General features: G+C 65.0%; 15 protein-coding genes. 9 read left to right on the plus strand and 6 right to left on the minus strand.

Features of this window, described 5'->3' with window-relative positions:
- The 3 genes from ON27_RS31700 to ON27_RS40260 all read left to right on the plus strand — a co-directional run.
- Positions 1 to 1,225: flavin-containing monooxygenase (locus ON27_RS31700; protein ID WP_043735950.1), on the plus strand; the 1,225-nt coding region annotated here is incomplete at its 5' end.
- Positions 1,215 to 2,075: a helix-turn-helix domain-containing protein gene (locus ON27_RS31705; protein WP_043735951.1), complete on the plus strand. Its 861-nt coding sequence runs from the start codon at positions 1,215 to 1,217 to the stop codon at positions 2,073 to 2,075. The genes ON27_RS31700 and ON27_RS31705, both read left to right, overlap by 11 nt.
- 55 nt (positions 2,076 to 2,130) lie before the next feature.
- Positions 2,131 to 2,739 carry a hypothetical protein gene (locus tag ON27_RS40260; protein ID WP_157227507.1) on the plus strand — a complete coding sequence of 203 codons (609 nt, stop codon included), beginning with the start codon at positions 2,131 to 2,133 and terminating at the stop codon, positions 2,737 to 2,739.
- 242 nt (positions 2,740 to 2,981) lie between these two features.
- Here ON27_RS40260 and ON27_RS31715 read toward each other — a convergent pair whose 3' ends face one another.
- On the minus strand, positions 2,982 to 4,091 hold the full coding sequence (locus ON27_RS31715) for a hypothetical protein (RefSeq protein WP_157227509.1): 1,110 nt from the start codon (positions 4,089 to 4,091) through the stop codon (positions 2,982 to 2,984).
- Positions 4,092 to 5,018: 927 nt separating this feature from the next.
- Here ON27_RS31715 and ON27_RS31720 point away from each other — a divergent pair.
- The 4 genes from ON27_RS31720 to ON27_RS40265 all read left to right on the plus strand — a co-directional run bounded on the left by ON27_RS31720 (position 5,019) and on the right by ON27_RS40265 (position 9,021).
- Complete coding sequence (locus ON27_RS31720) at positions 5,019 to 6,755, plus strand: nuclease-related domain-containing protein (protein ID WP_157227511.1); 1,737 nt, start codon at positions 5,019 to 5,021, stop codon at positions 6,753 to 6,755.
- Positions 6,756 to 7,096: 341 nt separating this feature from the next.
- A complete protein-coding gene (locus ON27_RS31725) occupies positions 7,097 to 8,284 on the plus strand; it encodes a hypothetical protein (RefSeq protein ID WP_043735956.1) in 1,188 nt (395 codons plus the stop codon).
- Between the two features lie 126 nt (positions 8,285 to 8,410).
- The gene (locus tag ON27_RS31730) at positions 8,411 to 8,695 is read left to right on the plus strand and encodes a hypothetical protein (RefSeq protein WP_043735958.1); all 285 of its coding nucleotides are present in this window, start codon (positions 8,411 to 8,413) and stop codon (positions 8,693 to 8,695) included.
- Complete coding sequence (locus ON27_RS40265; RefSeq protein WP_157227513.1) at positions 8,692 to 9,021, plus strand: ribbon-helix-helix protein, CopG family; 330 nt, start codon at positions 8,692 to 8,694, stop codon at positions 9,019 to 9,021. The genes ON27_RS31730 and ON27_RS40265 overlap by 4 nt, the downstream gene beginning before the upstream one ends.
- A 281-nt stretch (positions 9,022 to 9,302) precedes the next feature.
- Here the strand turns inward: ON27_RS40265 and ON27_RS41810 are convergent, their stop codons facing one another.
- From ON27_RS41810 to ON27_RS31750, 3 genes are all read right to left on the minus strand, one after another.
- Positions 9,303 to 11,462, minus strand: a complete 2,160-nt coding sequence (locus ON27_RS41810) for a bifunctional SDR family oxidoreductase/aminotransferase class I/II-fold pyridoxal phosphate-dependent enzyme (protein WP_169334550.1) — start codon at positions 11,460 to 11,462, stop codon at positions 9,303 to 9,305.
- A 304-nt stretch (positions 11,463 to 11,766) separates the two neighbouring features.
- Positions 11,767 to 12,300, minus strand: coding sequence for a DNA-directed RNA polymerase subunit beta (locus tag ON27_RS31745; protein WP_245560410.1), 534 nt, complete (start codon positions 12,298 to 12,300; stop codon positions 11,767 to 11,769).
- Positions 12,297 to 12,509 (minus strand): hypothetical protein, encoded by a 213-nt coding sequence (locus ON27_RS31750; protein ID WP_157227515.1) that lies wholly within the window; start codon positions 12,507 to 12,509, stop codon positions 12,297 to 12,299. The genes ON27_RS31745 and ON27_RS31750 overlap by 4 nt, the downstream gene beginning before the upstream one ends.
- A gap of 154 nt (positions 12,510 to 12,663) precedes the next feature.
- Here ON27_RS31750 and ON27_RS31755 point away from each other — a divergent pair, with 154 nt between their 5' ends.
- On the plus strand, positions 12,664 to 14,082 hold the full coding sequence (locus tag ON27_RS31755; RefSeq protein ID WP_157227516.1) for a helix-turn-helix transcriptional regulator: 1,419 nt from the start codon (positions 12,664 to 12,666) through the stop codon (positions 14,080 to 14,082).
- Here ON27_RS31755 and ON27_RS40270 read toward each other — a convergent pair.
- Positions 14,058 to 14,591, minus strand: coding sequence for a GNAT family N-acetyltransferase (locus ON27_RS40270; RefSeq protein WP_157227518.1), 534 nt, complete (start codon positions 14,589 to 14,591; stop codon positions 14,058 to 14,060). The genes ON27_RS31755 and ON27_RS40270 overlap by 25 nt on opposite strands.
- A gap of 484 nt (positions 14,592 to 15,075) precedes the next feature.
- On the opposite strand from ON27_RS40270, the gene ON27_RS31765 reads away from it, so the two are divergent.
- Positions 15,076 to 15,528 carry a hypothetical protein gene (locus ON27_RS31765; protein ID WP_043735963.1) on the plus strand — a complete coding sequence of 151 codons (453 nt, stop codon included), beginning with the start codon at positions 15,076 to 15,078 and terminating at the stop codon, positions 15,526 to 15,528.
- Positions 15,529 to 15,608: 80 nt separating this feature from the next.
- On the opposite strand, the gene ON27_RS31770 is transcribed toward ON27_RS31765, so the two are convergent.
- Positions 15,609 to 16,753: hypothetical protein (locus ON27_RS31770; RefSeq protein ID WP_043735965.1), on the minus strand; the 1,145-nt coding region annotated here is incomplete at its 5' end.

Below are 16,753 nucleotides of genomic sequence, written 5' to 3' on the forward strand. Positions count from 1 at the left end.
GCGCGACGTATCCCACCGGCAGGGACTGCGGTCACATTTGCGATTCGATACCTCGATCACCGCAGCCTCCTTCAGCGACCAAACCGGCCGATGGACCCTCATCACCGATACCGGAGAGCAGTACCACGCCAATTCGGTCGTGTGGGCTGTCGGTCAGCTGCACCGACCTCACCTCCCGCACTATCCCGGCCAAGAAGCATTCGGTGGCCGCATGTTCCACACCGCCGAGTGGCATCACTCGGTGGACCTGACGGGAGATATTGCGGTGATCGGTACCGGCTCCAGCGCGGCTCAGGTGGTTCCCCACCTGGCGCGGGCGGCCCGCCACCTCGAGGTGTGGCAACGGACCGCATCGTGGATCCTGCCGAAACCCGCATCGAAGTTTGGGCCGATCACACAGCTGGCGCTTTCCCGCGCTCCAGCACTACACCAGCTCTACCGGCAAGCGCTCTACCACGGTGCAGATCGGATTCTGACGCCCATCATGACGGGGGGATGGTCAGCGCGGCCGGCGCAGTGGGCCGCCGCCGCGCACCTGCGCAGGCATGTTCCCGACCCTGAACTGCGCGCCCGCCTGACCCCTGACTATCGCATCGGTGAGAAGCGGATCTTGTTCGACAACGGCTTCTACCCTGCGCTGACCCGGAAGAATGTCGACTTGGTGACCGACGCCATCGCCGAGATCACCCCGACCGGCATCCGCGCCACCGACGGCACATATCACCGCGCCGATGTCATCGTGTGGGCGACCGGGTTCCGCGCCAGCGAGTTCCTGGCACCCGTCGAGATCCGCGGCCGCGACGGCGCACTGCTCAGCCACCAGTGGTCTGAGGGCGCCTCAGCATTCCTCGGACTCGCTGTTCCCGGTTTCCCGTCCATGTGGATTCTGGCCGGGCCTAACAGCTTCACACCAGCGGGCTCCAATCCCGTGATGAAAGGCTTCCAGACCCGCTACATCACCAGCGCCATCCAATGGCGCAACCAGATCGGCACCGCGATCGAGGTCAGTGCGCACGCGATGGACACCTACACTCGCTGGCTGGAGTCGGCGATGGCAAAGACGATTTGGCCCGCTGGTGTGCACAGCTGGTTCAAAACCGCATCCGGCAAGGTCACCAACCCGTGGCCAGCCTCGATCGCGATGTTCGATCGAATGACCAGAAGCGATCCCAAAGTCGCGTTTCAACCGGTGCTTCCAGCAGCCGCTCGCTCCGATGTGGCCTGAAACCCTGACGCCTGCGCCCACACCACAGCAGGCGACAAGCGCCGGTGTCGTCGAGGTCGACGCCGAAGAGGCGACTCCGGACAGCCCGCACGTCGACTTGCCGTTGTTCGACAAGTGCGCAGCTGAGGACCCGTGCACCCCGATCGGGACGATCCTGCGTGGCTACCGAAAGGAGGCCGGGCTGACGCAAGGCGAACTGGCGCAACGCGCGGGCCTATCCATGTCCCTGATCTCCAAGATCGAAGTGTCGGGACGGGCGGTCAGCTCGGATACCCTCGCGAAACTCGCGCGAGCACTCGAGCTGTCCGATGCCACTCAGCTGCGACTGCTGTATCTGATGGATCCGCACCTTCGTTGGCTGCAGCGCCCGCCGGCACAAAGGCGATCACCCACTCCTCGCGAACTGAGCGTGCTGCTGAGCAATCCCCATCCGGCCTGTTTCCTCGAGCCCGGTTTCAGCGTGATCATCGCAGCAAACAACGCCTTCCATCGAACCTTCCCTGGTCTGCGAACAGGCGACAGCATGGTCGAATGGCAGTTGCTGAACCCGTGGGCGAGAGGTCTGCTGGTGGATTGGAGATTGGAGACCCACTGGTGGGTGCGAGCCGCTCGCGAAAGTCTGGACGGCTTCATCCCGAGCAGTCGCGTCGAAGCAATCAAGGCCCGGCTCCGCGGCGCCGAGGAATTCGACGACATGTGGAACACCCGAGTGCCCGAGTGCTACCTGCAAAGGGAGATCGTGCGCCTGCGGCGTGCGTTCGACGATGATGTCGAGGGCGTGTATGAGATGTACATCCGGCTGTCGACAGACGACAGCCCGTGGCAGCACTATGCGTTGACGCCCCTGTAGAACGCCCAGCCGCTGGCGGCGCCGACATGTCGGTGCCCGGGCATAGCCTCGATACATGGGTCCTGATGTCGCAGCAGTGGACACCCTGCCCGGTCCGGGGGCCGCGGATCGGGTAGTCCTCCGGTCGGACTTGCTGCCGCCGAGCACACACGGTTCGAACCTGCGCGGATTGCTGTCGAGGGCCGAATGGGACCGGTTACGCATCCCGGTCTGTGAGTCGGCAGGCAACCACTGCGAGATCTGCGGGAACCGCACATACCGGGGTGGACGCCCCGCCCGACCGGACTGTCACGAGAAGTGGCTCTTCGAATTCCCGGAAGGGCGACCCGTTCAGCGCCTTGACCGGCTGGTGGCTCTGTGCCCAGGCTGCCACCTGACCCAGCACTTGGGCCTCGCCCGAGTCCGGGGCCGTGACGACGAGGTGGTCGCCCGACTGCGACGGCTCAACGGCTGGTCCCCGCAGCAGGCTGAGGGTGACCTCGCTCGAGCGCTCGACCGCGTCGCGTTTCTGGATCAGTACGCCTGGGACCTGGATCTGAGCGCGCTGCGTTGCCAGCTGGTGATCGACGGATATCCCGGGTTGCGGATCCCCGCCGCCGAACGGGCGACGCTCGGCAACTCGTGCTGTCACGTTCCGTCATCTGTGATCGCGACGCTGACCTGACCCCGTTCGGTGGGTGGAATCCGACACGGACGTGGGAACGCCCCGCACCGTCTCGGGTGCCGTGTATACGCCGAAGCGCCCGGAACTCCGAAGAGCCCGAGCGCCTCGACCCGCTAGGTGATCCATCGGTTTCCTAGGCCGAGGAGGATCGCCAGCGCATGGTCCGCCAGCTCGGCAATCTTCTGATTGCCGAGCGGGTCGTGTCTTCACCAGGCTTCAGCAGCAACTATGCGTTTGCCGCCTCATTCCGGTGAGCGGGCCAATACTTCGATCACCTCGACGATTTCTGAGGGGATGATGGCGACGTCGTCGAGGTCGTTGCGGAGGTCGAGGGCTGTGGCTAGGTCGGTGGCCAGCCATGCTTCTGCGGTGCGAGGCCAGCCCGGGAGGCCGTATTGGATCATTTCCAGTTCCTGCCCTGCGGTGAATTCGTGTCTGCCGCAGCGGGTGGGGGTGAGGACGCGGACACGCGCTCGGATCCACCATGCCTCGGTGCACACATCGTCCTGATCGGAGGGGGTGGTCTGATCGGCCGCGATGGTATGGCAGTGGTACTCGTGCAAAAGCATTTGCGCTGTGCGATACGTCGCGGCTGAGGTGACAGCGGTGCCGTCGCTGCGGGCGGCGCGGATGGCCTTGCGCAGTAGGTGCCCGGCGACCGTGGGATCGCTGAGAGCCGCGGCGAGCTCGGGACGCAATCGTGTGAGGTGCCAGGGATTCGCGATGGTGTGGCGCGCTTCCCGCCACACCTCCAGCGCGCGGTTCACCGCCGTCGGTAGCGCCAGCGTGGCGCCATCCTGGCCCGCCGGGGGTTCGACCCAGTGCACGGCCTGTGTATCGGCGGGCTCAGGATTGATGCCGAGTTCGGCGGCTGCGGCGCGCAGGATCGGGGCCAGTTCGGCGGCGACGATCACCTCCAGGTGCGCTCGTTGGCGGTTGTCGGCGAAGGCGGCGATCAGGTCCGGCACGGGATGAGCTGCCGCGTGACGCTGCGTGATCCAGGCCGACGCTGCGGTGGTCGACAGCAGGATTTCGCGGTAGGCCAAGGCGCGCGCGTCCAGATCGGCTAGTCCGTCTCGCCGCTGTGCCATCGACTTTTCAAGAGCGTGCATTGCTGTGTCTCGCAGCGTCATCGCCCAAGCCACTTGCTTGTCGGTGCCCTGCAAGGCGGGCCACTGCTGCCTGGTTGCAGTTTCGGCCGCCGCCGCGCTGCGCGCGGCACGGAGGCATTCTGGGCACGGGTGCTGCGCGCGACGTGCTGCTTCGCGCTCGCGTTCTCCGTGAACGTTGGGACCGTAGATTTGCGTGTCGATGCCGTGGCCGCACCGGTGATCGATTCGATAAAAAGCCATCTGGGAACTCCTTGTTGCATGCAGACAGGGGCATGTCGCCTCGCTGGGGTCGCGAGGCGACAGCGGCATGCGAATGCTTAAGCGTTGGAATCCTCAGACTGGCGGGGTGAAACGTGCCGGTCTGCCGTCGGTGCAACTGCGCCAGAAGCAGCTACGGGTACGGTACACGGCCCGGCCGACACCCATCAGATGGTGGCCAGAATCGTGTCGCGTAAAGCGCGTCGACACGGGCTCGATACTCGCTCGACAGTTGTTCGGCCGCCTCAGAGGAAAACGTCTGGGCGTGGACGACCGCCTCGTGCCAGCCACGAAGCTCCGGGAAGCGAGCCCAGAATTCGGCGTCTGCCCGGTGGCCGGAGTGTCCGTAGCCCGCGCTCGCGTGTTGCGCCGCCAGGAACGAGTTGCTCCATTGGCCTGGGTCGGACTCGGCCACATCGTTGTGGCGCAGTCTCGCAGCTTGAACAAGGTCGGTCGCGACAAGTCGGTCAGGGCAGCGGCGCGGCTGATGCTGGGGCGGGACTTCCCGACGCCCGCCTTGGCGGTGTCCGCGCCGAGCTGGCGGGCTTGGCGTAGCAAGTCACCAAGGGTGAAAAGTACTGCCTTCCGGCATATTTCGACCTCGGCGAGCAGCGATCCCATCGAGGCCACGCGCGCCTCGAGCGCGTCTTCGACGTCGCATGCGCGCAGCTCCGCCTCAAGTACCTCTCGGCGGCGGGTCATTGTCGTCTGCCGATTGTGGTCGCGAATTTTCGTGCTGTGCGCTCGGCGCGCACGGGTAGCGAGCGGGGGGCGTGCCGCGATGGAGGGCCTGTCGTCGCGGTCGCGTGACCGATGTCAGGGGCCATCGCGAACGTCTCCTCCCGTAGTCAATCAAGTAGACGGTTCACACCTGGATCTGTCAATGCAGTTAACAGTAATCTCCCGGTTGTGACGCTGCGTGATAGCATCATATCAAGCAATCATGATCACGGTTGCTCATTGAAAGCGTTACGGCAACACGTTGAGAGCGAGAAGACCTCGATGACCACGACAGTCACACCCCCTGATGCCGAGGGCTCCCGAGCAGCTCGGCCATGGAGGCTGGAGCTGCCGGGCGTTGATCCGGTCATGCTGACCAACGAGGCGCTCCGCGCGCACCACATGGAGCAACACAAGGCCAACAAGGCAGTCGAGGCCGCGGTCCGCAAAGCGTGGGACGCGCAGAAAGATCAGCTTCCACCGGTCACGGGGCCTGTCGTCGCGAGCATCACATGGCTCGTGGCGGACAAGAAAGTCCGCGACAGCGGCGGCGTCACCGCCTGGGGTAAGGCCGCGATCGACGCGCTCTGCAACCTCGGAGTCCTGGAAGAAGACAACTACCGCTACGTCACCCACGAGCTGTACGGAATCGAGTTGGACCCAGACCGTGCAGGCCTGTACCTCGAACTCATTCCCAACCCGCTCAGGACACAACCCATGCCGCAGAACAGCAATGCGATGAACTCGACCTCCGACACCGATCCCCCGACACCGCCCGATGACGACACAACCCCGCGGAAGACACCGCGACGCACACGCAGAGCTGCGGAGTCGACGATGAAGAAGTCCATGCTGGTGATGGGTGGTGAGCGGCCTGACATCTCCGGTGCCGAGAGGCAGGTGCTGACCTGGTTGCAAGACCCCGCCAACCAGATGAGCGGTGTCGCGCTGTCGGGGGTCTGGATTCCTCGCGTCGGCGGCAGTCCGCTCGAAACGGATCTGCTGTTGATCATGCCGACCGGCTGCGTAGTCGTGGAGATCAAAGGAACACCTCCTGGCCACGACGGCGCTATGTCGTGCCCCGCAAACGACCGGTGGGTGTTGGAAGGCGCGGCCGAGGCGGTGAAGGTCAACCCCGGCTATCGCAACCCCCTCGACCAGCTGAGTGCCCGCGTGTATGCGACAAAAGACCTTGTACGCGAACTCGGCGGAGACAGGTTCGTTCCGGGCGTTGTCGTGGTGGTCCCGAACGGCTCGATCAGCCTGAATCGCACGGTGATGATGCCGCCGGGCTGCGATGTCTGGCTCGGCACCGGCCCGAAGCAGTTCCTGCTCGACCTGCGGAACCTCACCGAGCGGCACCGTCAACCCTGGGACGTCGAGACGGCGCTGACCTTGCTCTACGCGCTCGAGGTCACCTCGATCACCCGCGATGACTTGATCAACCTCGGCTTCCCCACTGAACCGAGCGCCTCACACGAGCCCGTAGCCGACGACCGGTCCCGGCGGAGTCCAGCGCCGGTCACTGCGGCAGACGTGTTCGCTCCGCGCACCCCGGCGTTGTCTGAGCGGCTCAGCACCCAGCCGCGTGAGGTGGTCTCACATGCCCCGCAAGCATCGAACGCGCCGCAACCGTTCACCTTGGCGCCCGCGCGGTCACAGCGACGACCGTCGACTGGAGTCCTCCTCTTCGGCGCGGCGACGATCGTGGCGGTCAGTGTGGTCATCGCAGGGGTGGCTCAGCGTGTTCACGAGTCGCCGACCACGACGACTAACCTCCCCGGCCAGAGCCAGGGCGCGCCCGCACCGTCTGAAGAGACGCCAGTGGCAACTCCCTCTCCTCTTGCGCCTCCCGCTGCGCCGCACTCGGCCTCACCGGAGTACAAACCCCCGCAAGCCTGCTTCCCTTTCCAGCAGCGCTGCTGAGGCCTTGCATCCCCGCGCATGCAAGCGCGGGGATACGCCACCGTGGCTTCTTCCACCATCGAGCGGACAGCCTGGATGCCGTCATGGTGGCCATCACCCGGGAGGGTGGTTACTTCGTGGGTTGGGAAGATGCTGGCATGCTCGATGTCGAAATCCTTCTGCCGCAGGTTTAGAACCCGGAGACCCGCGCACTGGCCCAAGAGGCGTGGCGCTGCTACGCCACCGGCGCCCCGCGGGCGTGTATCACTTCCACCTGGACCGCTGTCACTACCGACGTCATCGCAAAACTGCTGCATCTTGCCGACCACGGCGACCTCGCAGCCGAGGCGTTCCGCAAAACAGTGCTGTCGGCACAGAGTCACGGCCTCAAGCAGCAAGGCGTCAAGGAAATGCAGGCGATCGAAGACACCTTGCTGGACCAGGCCGTGGCTTTCGAGCTCATCGATGATATCGATCGCCGGGCGTTGCAACGGATTCGGGAAGATCGCAACCTCTGCGCCCATCCATCCCTGCGCCCCGGGACCCAGGCGTACGACCCGCACCCTGACACCGCTCGCGCTCATCTCACCGCCGCGCTCAACGCGCTGCTCATCCATCCGCCGACGCAGGGCGGCAAGCTGCTGGAGAAGTTCATCGACTACTTCTGCGATCCCCACTTCGTGGCCGCTCCCAGCCACATTCGAAGCGTCTTCTTCGAGCATGTACGGCCAGCAACACGTCAAACCCTGGTGAAATTCGCATTGAAGCATGCGCTGCTCGAACTCGATCCCGCGGGACGGCTGCCGGCCACGGTATTCGCCGATCGCATGACGGTGGCGGCACGCGCGTTCGCCCACCATGACCGTGGCCTGGTCGCCGCTGCCGCGGCACCTCTGGTTCAACGATTCCAGCAGCTCGACGGTGCCGCCCTGTTGCGGTGCATGGCTCGGATGGGTAGCGAGGACTACTTCTGGGACATGGTCGATCAACCCATGGCGGAACGGATCGCTGCCGTTGCCGCCGCCAGGATCAACGTCGGGCCCCATGCACAGATCGACGCGGAGACCGCCGCCGCCGCCATCGTCCGCTACCCGACGGCGCGAGCCAAGATCACCGAAATCGAGGCCCTGTTCGCTGGGTTGTCGTGGTCGAACAAGGCAACTGTCCTCACCGCCCATCCTGACCGGTACTTCGTTCCCACCGTCATCGAGCTCTTGGCCCAAGCCCCGAACTGGCGAAGTGCCGAGGTTGCGGGGCAGACCCTGCTGGGGCATGCAGGCTTTGTCACGCGGTCGTCCCTGCAGGAGGCACTGACCGCGTGGCAGAACAGCAACGAATGCGTCTTCGCAGCGCAGATGCCCGCAATCGCCGTCACCTTCTTCGCGGCCACCCAGCACCTGGGTTCGGATCGGCTCGCTGTATTCGGGCGGTTCCTCTCCGTCGTGAAGGAGAAGGCCCACAACGCGTCGGCACCCTTCTATGCCTATCCCGACCTCGAGAACGCGCTCATCGCTGCCGGGTGGTGTGCCTCCGGCACCGGCTCGGTGTGAGCGCATGGACGGACATCTTCGGCGGCTGGACCCGGCTGCGGAGCAACCTGCCCTTCAGCAGCCTGAGCGGTCGATCATTGATGCCCGATGTACCACGCGTGGGGTACACGGAGGTAGGATGGTCCGGTGGCATTCGAATGGTGGGCTGGCGTCCTGGCCGTTCTTGCACTGACCGGCGTTGAGCGCCACGAGGTGATCGAGGTTCTCTACGCGGATAAGCGGTGGCCGCGTCGTGGCGTGGACCCCACGACCGGCCTGTCGGTGTTGAGCATCTGGGGACGCACGGACGACGGTCGGCCGTTGATCGTCACGCTTCGGGTACTCGGTGGATTCGATCACCAGATCGTCGCAGCACATCGGATGACCGAGGAGCAACTGCAGGAATTCCGCAAATGGGAGGAGACGCGATGAGCAGCACAGACTCATGGCCGGACACGCCAGAGGAGATGGAAGCGCTCGCCGCGCGGATCGTGTACACCGACGAGGAAGTCGAGCTCCCCCCGACCCCGGGTCCGACGGGTGTCATGGTCTCACGATCTGTGAGGATGTCGAGCGAACTTGACGCCCGACTGAAGGCGGAGGCAACCAAGCGGGGAATCAACCAATCCACGCTGATGCGCCAGCTCGTAGAGGAGGGGCTTCGTCTGGCGGAGGAAGCAGACCGCACTATTTCGCTCCGCGACGCGGTTCGTCTCCTGAGCGGGCTTCCGGAGAAGACGCTCCCTCGGACTGCCTGAGCACCGGCCTCAACACCGTTGTCTACCTCGGAGTAGTGGCAGACCGAACAGGACTGACCATCTCCGCGGCCGAGTAGCAGCCCCTTTGGTGCGGTATGACGACAGGTGTGCCCGCCCGTGCGCGGCCTCCGTTTCATGCGGAGGCCGCACCTTAGCCGTCCTGGCCGACGGTTGCGAAGTCCGGAGCGGGCAAAGCAGCAAAAGAAGGCGGCCAGCACGCCATTGTCGATGTAGCCGTTGGCCGCCCCGTGCGGCGATCGTTGGCTCTCCCTCGGCGATGATCAGCGATGGTAGGCCGTCGCGAGCTTCGTTACCGCGGCGGCGACGTTGTCGACATCGGTTTCGGTCAACTTTGGGTACAGCGGAAGCGTGAGGATGCGCTCGGAGATGTCGCGAGCGATAGGGAATTTATTGGGATCGAATCCGCGAACCTGACGATAGTACGGCTGCAGGTGCAATGACCTGAAATGGATCTCGGTCCCGATTCCCTCCGCCTTCAGTGCGGCGGCGAACGCGTCACGGTCGACGGTCAGACGATCGAGATTCAGGACGATCACATACAGATTGTGGGCGTGGCGGACCCTGGTCAGGCGGGTCAGCGGGGTGATGGCGGCCAGCGCGGCGAAATGCTCGTCGTAAATGCTGGCGTATCGAGCCCGTGTGTCGATGAACGAATCCAAGCGCGGCAGCTGGTGCAGCCCAAGGGATGCAGCGAGGTCGGGCATATTGCACTTGTAGCCTGGCTCCAGTAGCTCGCAGCGGATCACCCCTTTCGCCGGGTGCCGCCTTCCCGCCCCACGGGTGAGGCCGTGCATGCTCAGTGACCGAGCGCGCTCGGCCAGCGCCTGATTGTTGGTGGCCAGCAGCCCACCATCGCCGCAAAAGAGGTTCGCGGTGGCGCCGAAGCTGTACGCGGTCATCTCCGATAACTGTCCGATGCGCCGACCGCGGTATTCGGCGCCGATCGCGTGAGCGGCGTCCTCGACCACGAGCAGCTCGTGCTCGTCGGCGATGGCGCGGATGGCGTCCATGTCGCAAGGCTGCCCCGCCAGGTGCACGGGCAGGATTGCGCTGGTCTTCGGGGTGATGGCCGCGCGGACTGCTTCCGGGTCGATGTTCAGTGTGGCGGCGTCGATGTCGGCGAAGATGGGTGTGGCACCGAGGTGGATGATGGCGTTGACTGTGGCGGGCGCGGTGATGGGGGTTGTGATCACTTCGTCGCCGGGCCCGATGCCGGCCGCGGCCAGCCCGATGTGCAGGGCGCCGGTGCAGGAGTTCGTGGCGATGGCGTGCGCTACACCGAGGTAGTCGGCGCACATATGTTCGAACCGTTCCGTTTTCGGTCCTGTGGTCAACGACCCCGAGCGAAGGGTGTCGAGGACTTCGTCTTCTTCAGCTTTTCCGAGCAGTGCCTGCGTGAACGGCAGTTCCTCATCACGCACCGGCTCGCCGCCGCTGATGGCCGGAGTATTCAGCACCCGCTCGATCAAGACAGCAGTCCAGAAGCGGGGCTCTTCGGCCGCGTCGAGCTGGCCAGGCCGCTGGAGGTAGCCGCGGACTTCGTTGATCGCCTCCTCGACGGTGTGGTCCGGGGAGAATCCGGTGCCGGCGGCGAACAGTTCACCGCTGACGCGGCAGCTGCGCCGATCGGGCATGCCACGCATTCTCATGGTCGCGCCGTCGAAGGCTTCGCTCACCAACTGCGCCAGGTCCCGCACCCGCAGATTTTCTCCGACCACGTTGTAGACGTGATGGCTGAGGTTCTCGTCTGGCAGCTCCACGCAGGCAAGGAACGCGCGCACAGCGTCGCGGACATGCAGCAACGGCCGCCACTGGGCTCCATCGCCGTCGACCACGATCTGCCCTTCGGTCAGTGCGGCATAGGTCATGGCATGCACTGTCAGATCCAGCCGCATCCGTGGCGACACCCCACACAATGTGCCGAGCCGCAGTGAGATCGTCCGAAAGTCCGGAGTCTCCGCGGTGCGGGTAGTCCGCTCGGCGAGCAATTTTGAGATGGAGTACTCCGACCGGGGTGCGGCCTTGCTGGTCTCGTTCAGGAGTTGATCGCTGGCGCTGTAAACGTCGCAGGTGGATGCGTGGATGAAGCGGCGAGCTCCAGCGTCGCGAGCAAGTGCGGCCAGGCGGGCAGGCGCTGTTTCGTTGACATGCGTGGTCCACAGCGGCTTGAGGCTTCCGGCCCGGTCGTCGCTGATCGCGGCGAGCGAAATCACCGTATCGATGTCGGTGAGCAGGTGAGAATCCAACTTGCGTACGTCCATACGGTGGATGCGCAGCTTGGGGTGATCCTCGTGGGAGGCGAGGACGTCACCGAAGTAGAAGGTGTCGATCGCGGTGACGGACTGGCCTTGCTCCAGCAACGCGGGTACCAAGAGCGCACCGAGGTAGCCGCCTGCGCCGGTGACCAGGACGTTGTGCATGTGTTTTCCCATTTCCAGTTGTCTCGCGGGTTCCCGCGTTTCGTGTCGGTCTGCGCTCGTCGGAGTCGCGCGCCGCTGCCGCGTGGTGCTTGGGCTGGTGGTGAACTGTTGCGCGGCACTGCGCCTCGAGAGGTCGCTCGCACCGCTGCCAGCCGGGTTGGGTCGGGGGTCGGTGCAGCCTGAGCACGACGCGTTGCTCATGTCTGCTCAGCGGTCGGGGCCAGACCCTTTCGCTGTCGAAGCGGGCGCGTGTGGCGCGCAACGAATGTGGCGTCGACCGTTCGTTGAGAGTTCCCTGTCTCGCCTATCCGGTGCGGACCGTGCGACGGTGTGCGGCCGCGGTGCAGGTTCTCACCGCATGGATGACCGCCATCCCGGAGGGCTTGTAGTGGTCGGTCGGCGGATCAACCCAGTCGCGGATGCGGCGATTCGTCGGCGCGGGCAGTGCGATCGGCGTTCCGCAGCGCGCGACCGATACCGAAAGCCGGAACAATTCTGCGTAGATGGCGATGTTGTCAGGAATGTCGGGGACCACGAGGAAAGACCACCGCTTGGAGCGGGCGTGCACACAGATCGGTCCGGTCCGCACGCCGGTCTGCCGCAACTGTTGGCGCACACGGGCGGCGAGTTGGGCGTCCATCGTGACGGCGGTAGCGGTGCTGTCTGCGGTCAGCATGATTCTGCCCGGCTCGGGTTGCACCCGCGCCCGCAGGCCGCAGACGCGGCGGGAGCGCATGCAGCGGGTTTCGAGCGTGTCGGGCTCGATCGTCGGAAGTTGTTTAGTCACTTCGTAATCGGCGATGGCTGTTGGTGGCGTTTTCAGCGTCAATGAACTCATCGGGTCTCTCCTGGCGATGCGGCCGAGCTGTCGTCGGCGGCCTCGCTGATGTAGGAGCCTGCGGCGAGCCCTTGCAGACATCGCGGGCCGTGGCCCGCGTGGTGGCGATGGACGAGTTGGGCCACGTGGAGGTTCGCGAAACCGCCCGGGTCGGCGTTGCAGTCCGAATGCATGTGAAGGCACAGATCCACATCGAAGTCAGTGGTCATTGCTGCCTCCTGCGCGCTGTTGATCGCGTGGTACCTGCCCGGTATCGGGCACCGAACCAGAATCCGCGCCCAATGAGCGAAATCCCAGGCAAGGACCGGCAATTCGGCCACAATCAACTGGTAATCGACACGCCGAGGGGTGGATTGCTACCAGATGCAATGGACAGGTAAGCAGGTGCGGGCGCTGCGTAGCGCCTACGGGATGACGCAGTGTGAGTTCGCCGAACGAGCCGGGGTGGCCGAGCGCACCATCGGATACTGGGAGCAACGCGGGACGGCCGCGCGGCTCAGCGCACGCAGCGCCGATCTGATGGAGACCCTGCTCGATTGGCTGTCCCCCGATGCTCGACGACACTTCGACCGCGCCGTCGAGGTCGCCGCCCCGGTGGGATCTGACATCCTGCCAGCGACCGTTGGCGCGGCGGAGGCCGCACTGATCGATGATGTCCTGGCGCTCGTCGACAAGCATCGCGCACGCTTGAGTCAACCCATGCCATCCGGTTTACATTGGATGCAGAAGCTATTGATTCCCGACGAAGGCATGGATGTGCACCGACGTGAACTGCTCCGATTGCTGGGCGTCATCGCTGGGGCCGTCGGAACCGAACCTCTGCTGACCACCCTCGCCGGAGCTGACGACGCCAAGTTGGCACTGCCCGCCTCCACGCACGTCGACGATCACATCCTCGATCTTGTCGAGACCGCGATCAGCAGCACCTTACGTCTCGATGACGCTCTCGGCCCGCAGGCGGCCTTGGACACCGCCGCCGCGCAATACCGGCTCACCGGCGCCCTGTTGAGCGGGTGCGCCGAGTGGTTTCGGCCTCGCCTGCTGTCATTGCGCAGCAACCTGGCTCGGCTCCTGGCGTGGCTGAACTTCAACCTGGGCCGCTATGACCTGGCCCAACACGCCTACCAGCAGGCGCTCGACGCTGCCCACGAAGCCGAAGACGCCGCGCTCAGCGCGATCACCCTGTGCCAGATGAGTCATCTGGCGACCTGGAGCGGTGCACCACGCGCCGGCGTCGACCGGGGTGTGGCCGCCCAGGCGTGGGCGAGAGAAGCAGGCGATGCCAGGTTGCGGGCATACGCCGCTGATGTCACTGCCCGCGCGTTCGCCGCCGCCGGGCAGCAACAGCCCTGTCTCGAAGCGCTCGAGCTTATCGGTGGTCTCACCACCACAGAGCCGGGTTCCCCGGCCACGTCACATGCCTACTTCTACGACCAAGCGTTGGCGACATCGACCCGCGGACTGTGCATGCTCGACCTCGGCGAAACCGCCGCAGCAGCAGCCGCTTTCGAGGATTCGTTGGCAGGAATAGATCACTCGTTCACCCGCAACCTGGCCTTCAACTCGGCCTATCTTGCACGCGCGCGGCTCGCCGAAGGTGATGTCGACGAAGCCGCGAGGGTAGCCGGGTCGGCGGTGGCCCTGGCCGCTGAAAACCCCTCACCGCGGCTGGTCACCGTGCTCCACGACGTCCACACCAGCATGCGGCCGTGGGCATCGCGTCCGGCAGTACGAGATCTGGGAGAGCAGTTCGACAGTTATCTGGTCAGCGCCCGCACATAGAGGTCGAAGCGCGGCGACAGCCATCCCGAATCCGGTGGACTGTCTTGGTGACCGACGAACAACCATCCCGTTCGTTCATAGAAGGCGTGCGCGTCGCTGGCGGCCGGGATGACCGCTAGGGTGGCGCGCTCTTCGTCACGGTCACGCAGGAGCGCTTCCATCAACTGGGTGCCGATCCCCCGGCGGCGGTGGCGTTCGTCGACTGCAAGGTCGATGAGCGCGAAGGTTCGTCCCGGCCACTCGCGGGTGAAGTCCTGCGCCACAGGGTCCCGCAGCCCACGCCACCAGTCGGCGTTTCGCAGGGGGCGACCGTAGGCGAACCCGACCAAGCTGTCATCGACCTCGGCGACGGTCAAAGCGAAATCCGGCGCGCCTACCCACTGCTCCATCATCCGACGATGCTGCTCGGAGTCATCCCAGAAGTGCGGCGCTACAGAGAACACCGAATCGTAGAGCGCGCACAGCGGGTCCAGCAGCTCGGCCGTCCTCTCCGCAGTGGGTGCGCTCACGATCGGCCCCGGATATCCATTCACGCGGACCGACGTTACCCGCGCGAACTCCCCGTCGACGGTGTTGTGCATCGATGCGGTGTGTGCCAGCAGTGCCGGTGGCGAGATCAGGTTGTTTCCGGAGTTCGATAGCGAACTGTGGGAGTGTCACGACGCCGCGCACGCCCTGGTGGCGATCCGAGCCGGGGCAGGGGGTCGAGGAGGTCGCGCTGTACGGGATGAAGCGCGGCAGCGGCACACTCCACACCAGCTACTCGCAGCTTATGCCTCGCCCGCTGGCAAATCGCAGCGGCGCCGCGCAAGGTCGGGCAGCCGCGGCTTCGTGGACGCTGCGGGTGTTGCAACTGGCAACTCCTCGTGCCCGCGCCATCCTCGAGAGGCTTCGAGGTCGGTCGCGGATTCGCCGAGCTGAAACCGGCTTGCGCCATTCCACCGAGTTCTAAAGTTGTCGGCTATGGGAGGTAGGCATCGGAAAGGCAGTGCTATGGACGGTTCAGCGATCGCCCGAGTCGCAGCGGCGGCGCAGCGCAATCCGGACAGCGCGACCGCGCGCAGCGGGTTCGTCACCCGAGCTCTCGGCGCGCAACCGGAGATTCCGGCGTGGATCGTCTGGCTCTATGAGCACGCTGGCGAGCAGTTGGCCCGCATGGAGTACCAGATGCATTACCCGCTCGACTCCGCGGGACATCCAGGAGAACGCACCGCTGAGGAGTGGTTGATCGTTCAGCGTGCTCACTTCGCCGAGCGCACTGCGCGCTCGGTGGAGCGCGCACGCCGCTTCTACAGCGATCAACCGGGCGTTGTTCTGGCATACACCCCCGAGTTGCCAGACGATGAAGACTTCTACAACGCTTTGGACTCAGGTCGGATATGGGACGGGCACTGGTACTCCCGCGACCCGGTCGAAGCGTGGGGGTTGGATTCTGCGGCCGTCTGAACCCGGCTTCGAACTCTGCTTCGCGCTGGTAGCGAAAGCTTCTGAGGTAGAAGTCGATCCACCAGCGACCGCCGGAGACGTCACATCCCGGCGTCGACGACCGGCGCTTCGTGCGGGACCGGCGGCGCTGCCGGTGACGCGGTTTCAGCAGCGGCCTCGACAGCGCGGGTGCTGTTGGTGGAGACAGCGGCTGCCAATCCTTTCGGCAGATCGACAGTGCTTGTCTGCAGATCGTTCTCTGCGATCGGTTCCGATGACCGAGCAGACAGCCATTCGCCGTGCGCTCTGTCGCTGACGACGCAGTCCCAGGCGTCGTGGGGACGGCCATCAATCGTCGCCGCCACCGGCTTCTCGGCAACGAGCGCCGCGACAACCAGCTCCAGCCGAAGCTCTTCGGCAGGTTCCATGATTCGAGTGGATCGGGTGGTGCCGAGAACTTGATCAGCCAGTACGGCCAACGCATCCGCTGCAGGCGTCCCCGCTGATTCTTCTGCCGGCGCCACGCCGCCGAGAATCTCCGCCATCTGCCGCACACGTTCGCTGACCTCTTTGCGCGTCAACGTGGGCTGAATGTCTCTGACCTCATGAGGGCTCAAGTCGGCTGCGAGAATGAACCGGCCGGCGGAATCGACCGCTGCCATGGGTGCGCCGAAACGCGCCTGCACACGGTCTCGGACCAGGCGTTCAAATACCTCGGCATCTCGTATCGCGGCCAACGGGTCCACGAAACTGCGTTCGCCAACGGCAATGCTGGAGACAAGCTGCCGAATCAGATACTTCTCCTCCTCGGAGAAGACCGTCATGTTCTGAACCGACAGCAGCACGCTACCCGCGTGCGCGTCGAACTCGGGAGTATTCGGGACGGGGTGCGGCAATCGTGCCATCGCATCGAGGTGCGCGAAGACCTCTTCACGTCCGAACGCCATGTCATACGGTGCGATGATCGGGTCTGTCATGATGTACCGGTCATCGACCCGTTCGGCGAACATCAGTGGGTAAGGACCCAATTCGGCGTCGCGCTGCCCGACCGCGGCGCGCACGACAGCGTGGCGTTGAAGAGCGGTGTTCAATTCCTCGAGGTATACCCTTTCCCACCGCTGGTAGTTGTCGAGGTCGGCGACAGCGTCCCAGATGTAGTTGGTATCGCCAGCGTCTTGCACGATCGCCGAGGTGATGCGCTCACAACGCCATGCTTCGTCGGCGCTGATCGCCGTGGACTGATCAC

It is taken from the genome of Nocardia asiatica NBRC 100129 (genome assembly GCF_000308415.1).
Taxonomy (GTDB): domain Bacteria; phylum Actinomycetota; class Actinomycetes; order Mycobacteriales; family Mycobacteriaceae; genus Nocardia; species Nocardia asiatica.

Coding starts and splice junctions, on each gene's coding strand:
- ON27_RS31705 (WP_043735951.1), top strand. CDS start 1,215: ATGTGGCCTGAAACCCTGACGCCTGCGCCCACACCACAGCAGGCGACA.
- ON27_RS40260 (WP_157227507.1), top strand. CDS start 2,131: ATGGGTCCTGATGTCGCAGCAGTGGACACCCTGCCCGGTCCGGGGGCC.
- ON27_RS31715 (WP_157227509.1), bottom strand. CDS start 4,091: ATGGCTTTTTATCGAATCGATCACCGGTGCGGCCACGGCATCGACACG.
- ON27_RS40265 (WP_157227513.1), top strand. CDS start 8,692: ATGAGCAGCACAGACTCATGGCCGGACACGCCAGAGGAGATGGAAGCG.
- ON27_RS41810 (WP_169334550.1), bottom strand. CDS start 11,462: ATGCACAACGTCCTGGTCACCGGCGCAGGCGGCTACCTCGGTGCGCTC.
- ON27_RS31745 (WP_245560410.1), bottom strand. CDS start 12,300: ATGAGTTCATTGACGCTGAAAACGCCACCAACAGCCATCGCCGATTAC.
- ON27_RS31750 (WP_157227515.1), bottom strand. CDS start 12,509: ATGACCACTGACTTCGATGTGGATCTGTGCCTTCACATGCATTCGGAC.
- ON27_RS31755 (WP_157227516.1), top strand. CDS start 12,664: ATGCAATGGACAGGTAAGCAGGTGCGGGCGCTGCGTAGCGCCTACGGG.
- ON27_RS31765 (WP_043735963.1), top strand. CDS start 15,076: ATGGACGGTTCAGCGATCGCCCGAGTCGCAGCGGCGGCGCAGCGCAAT.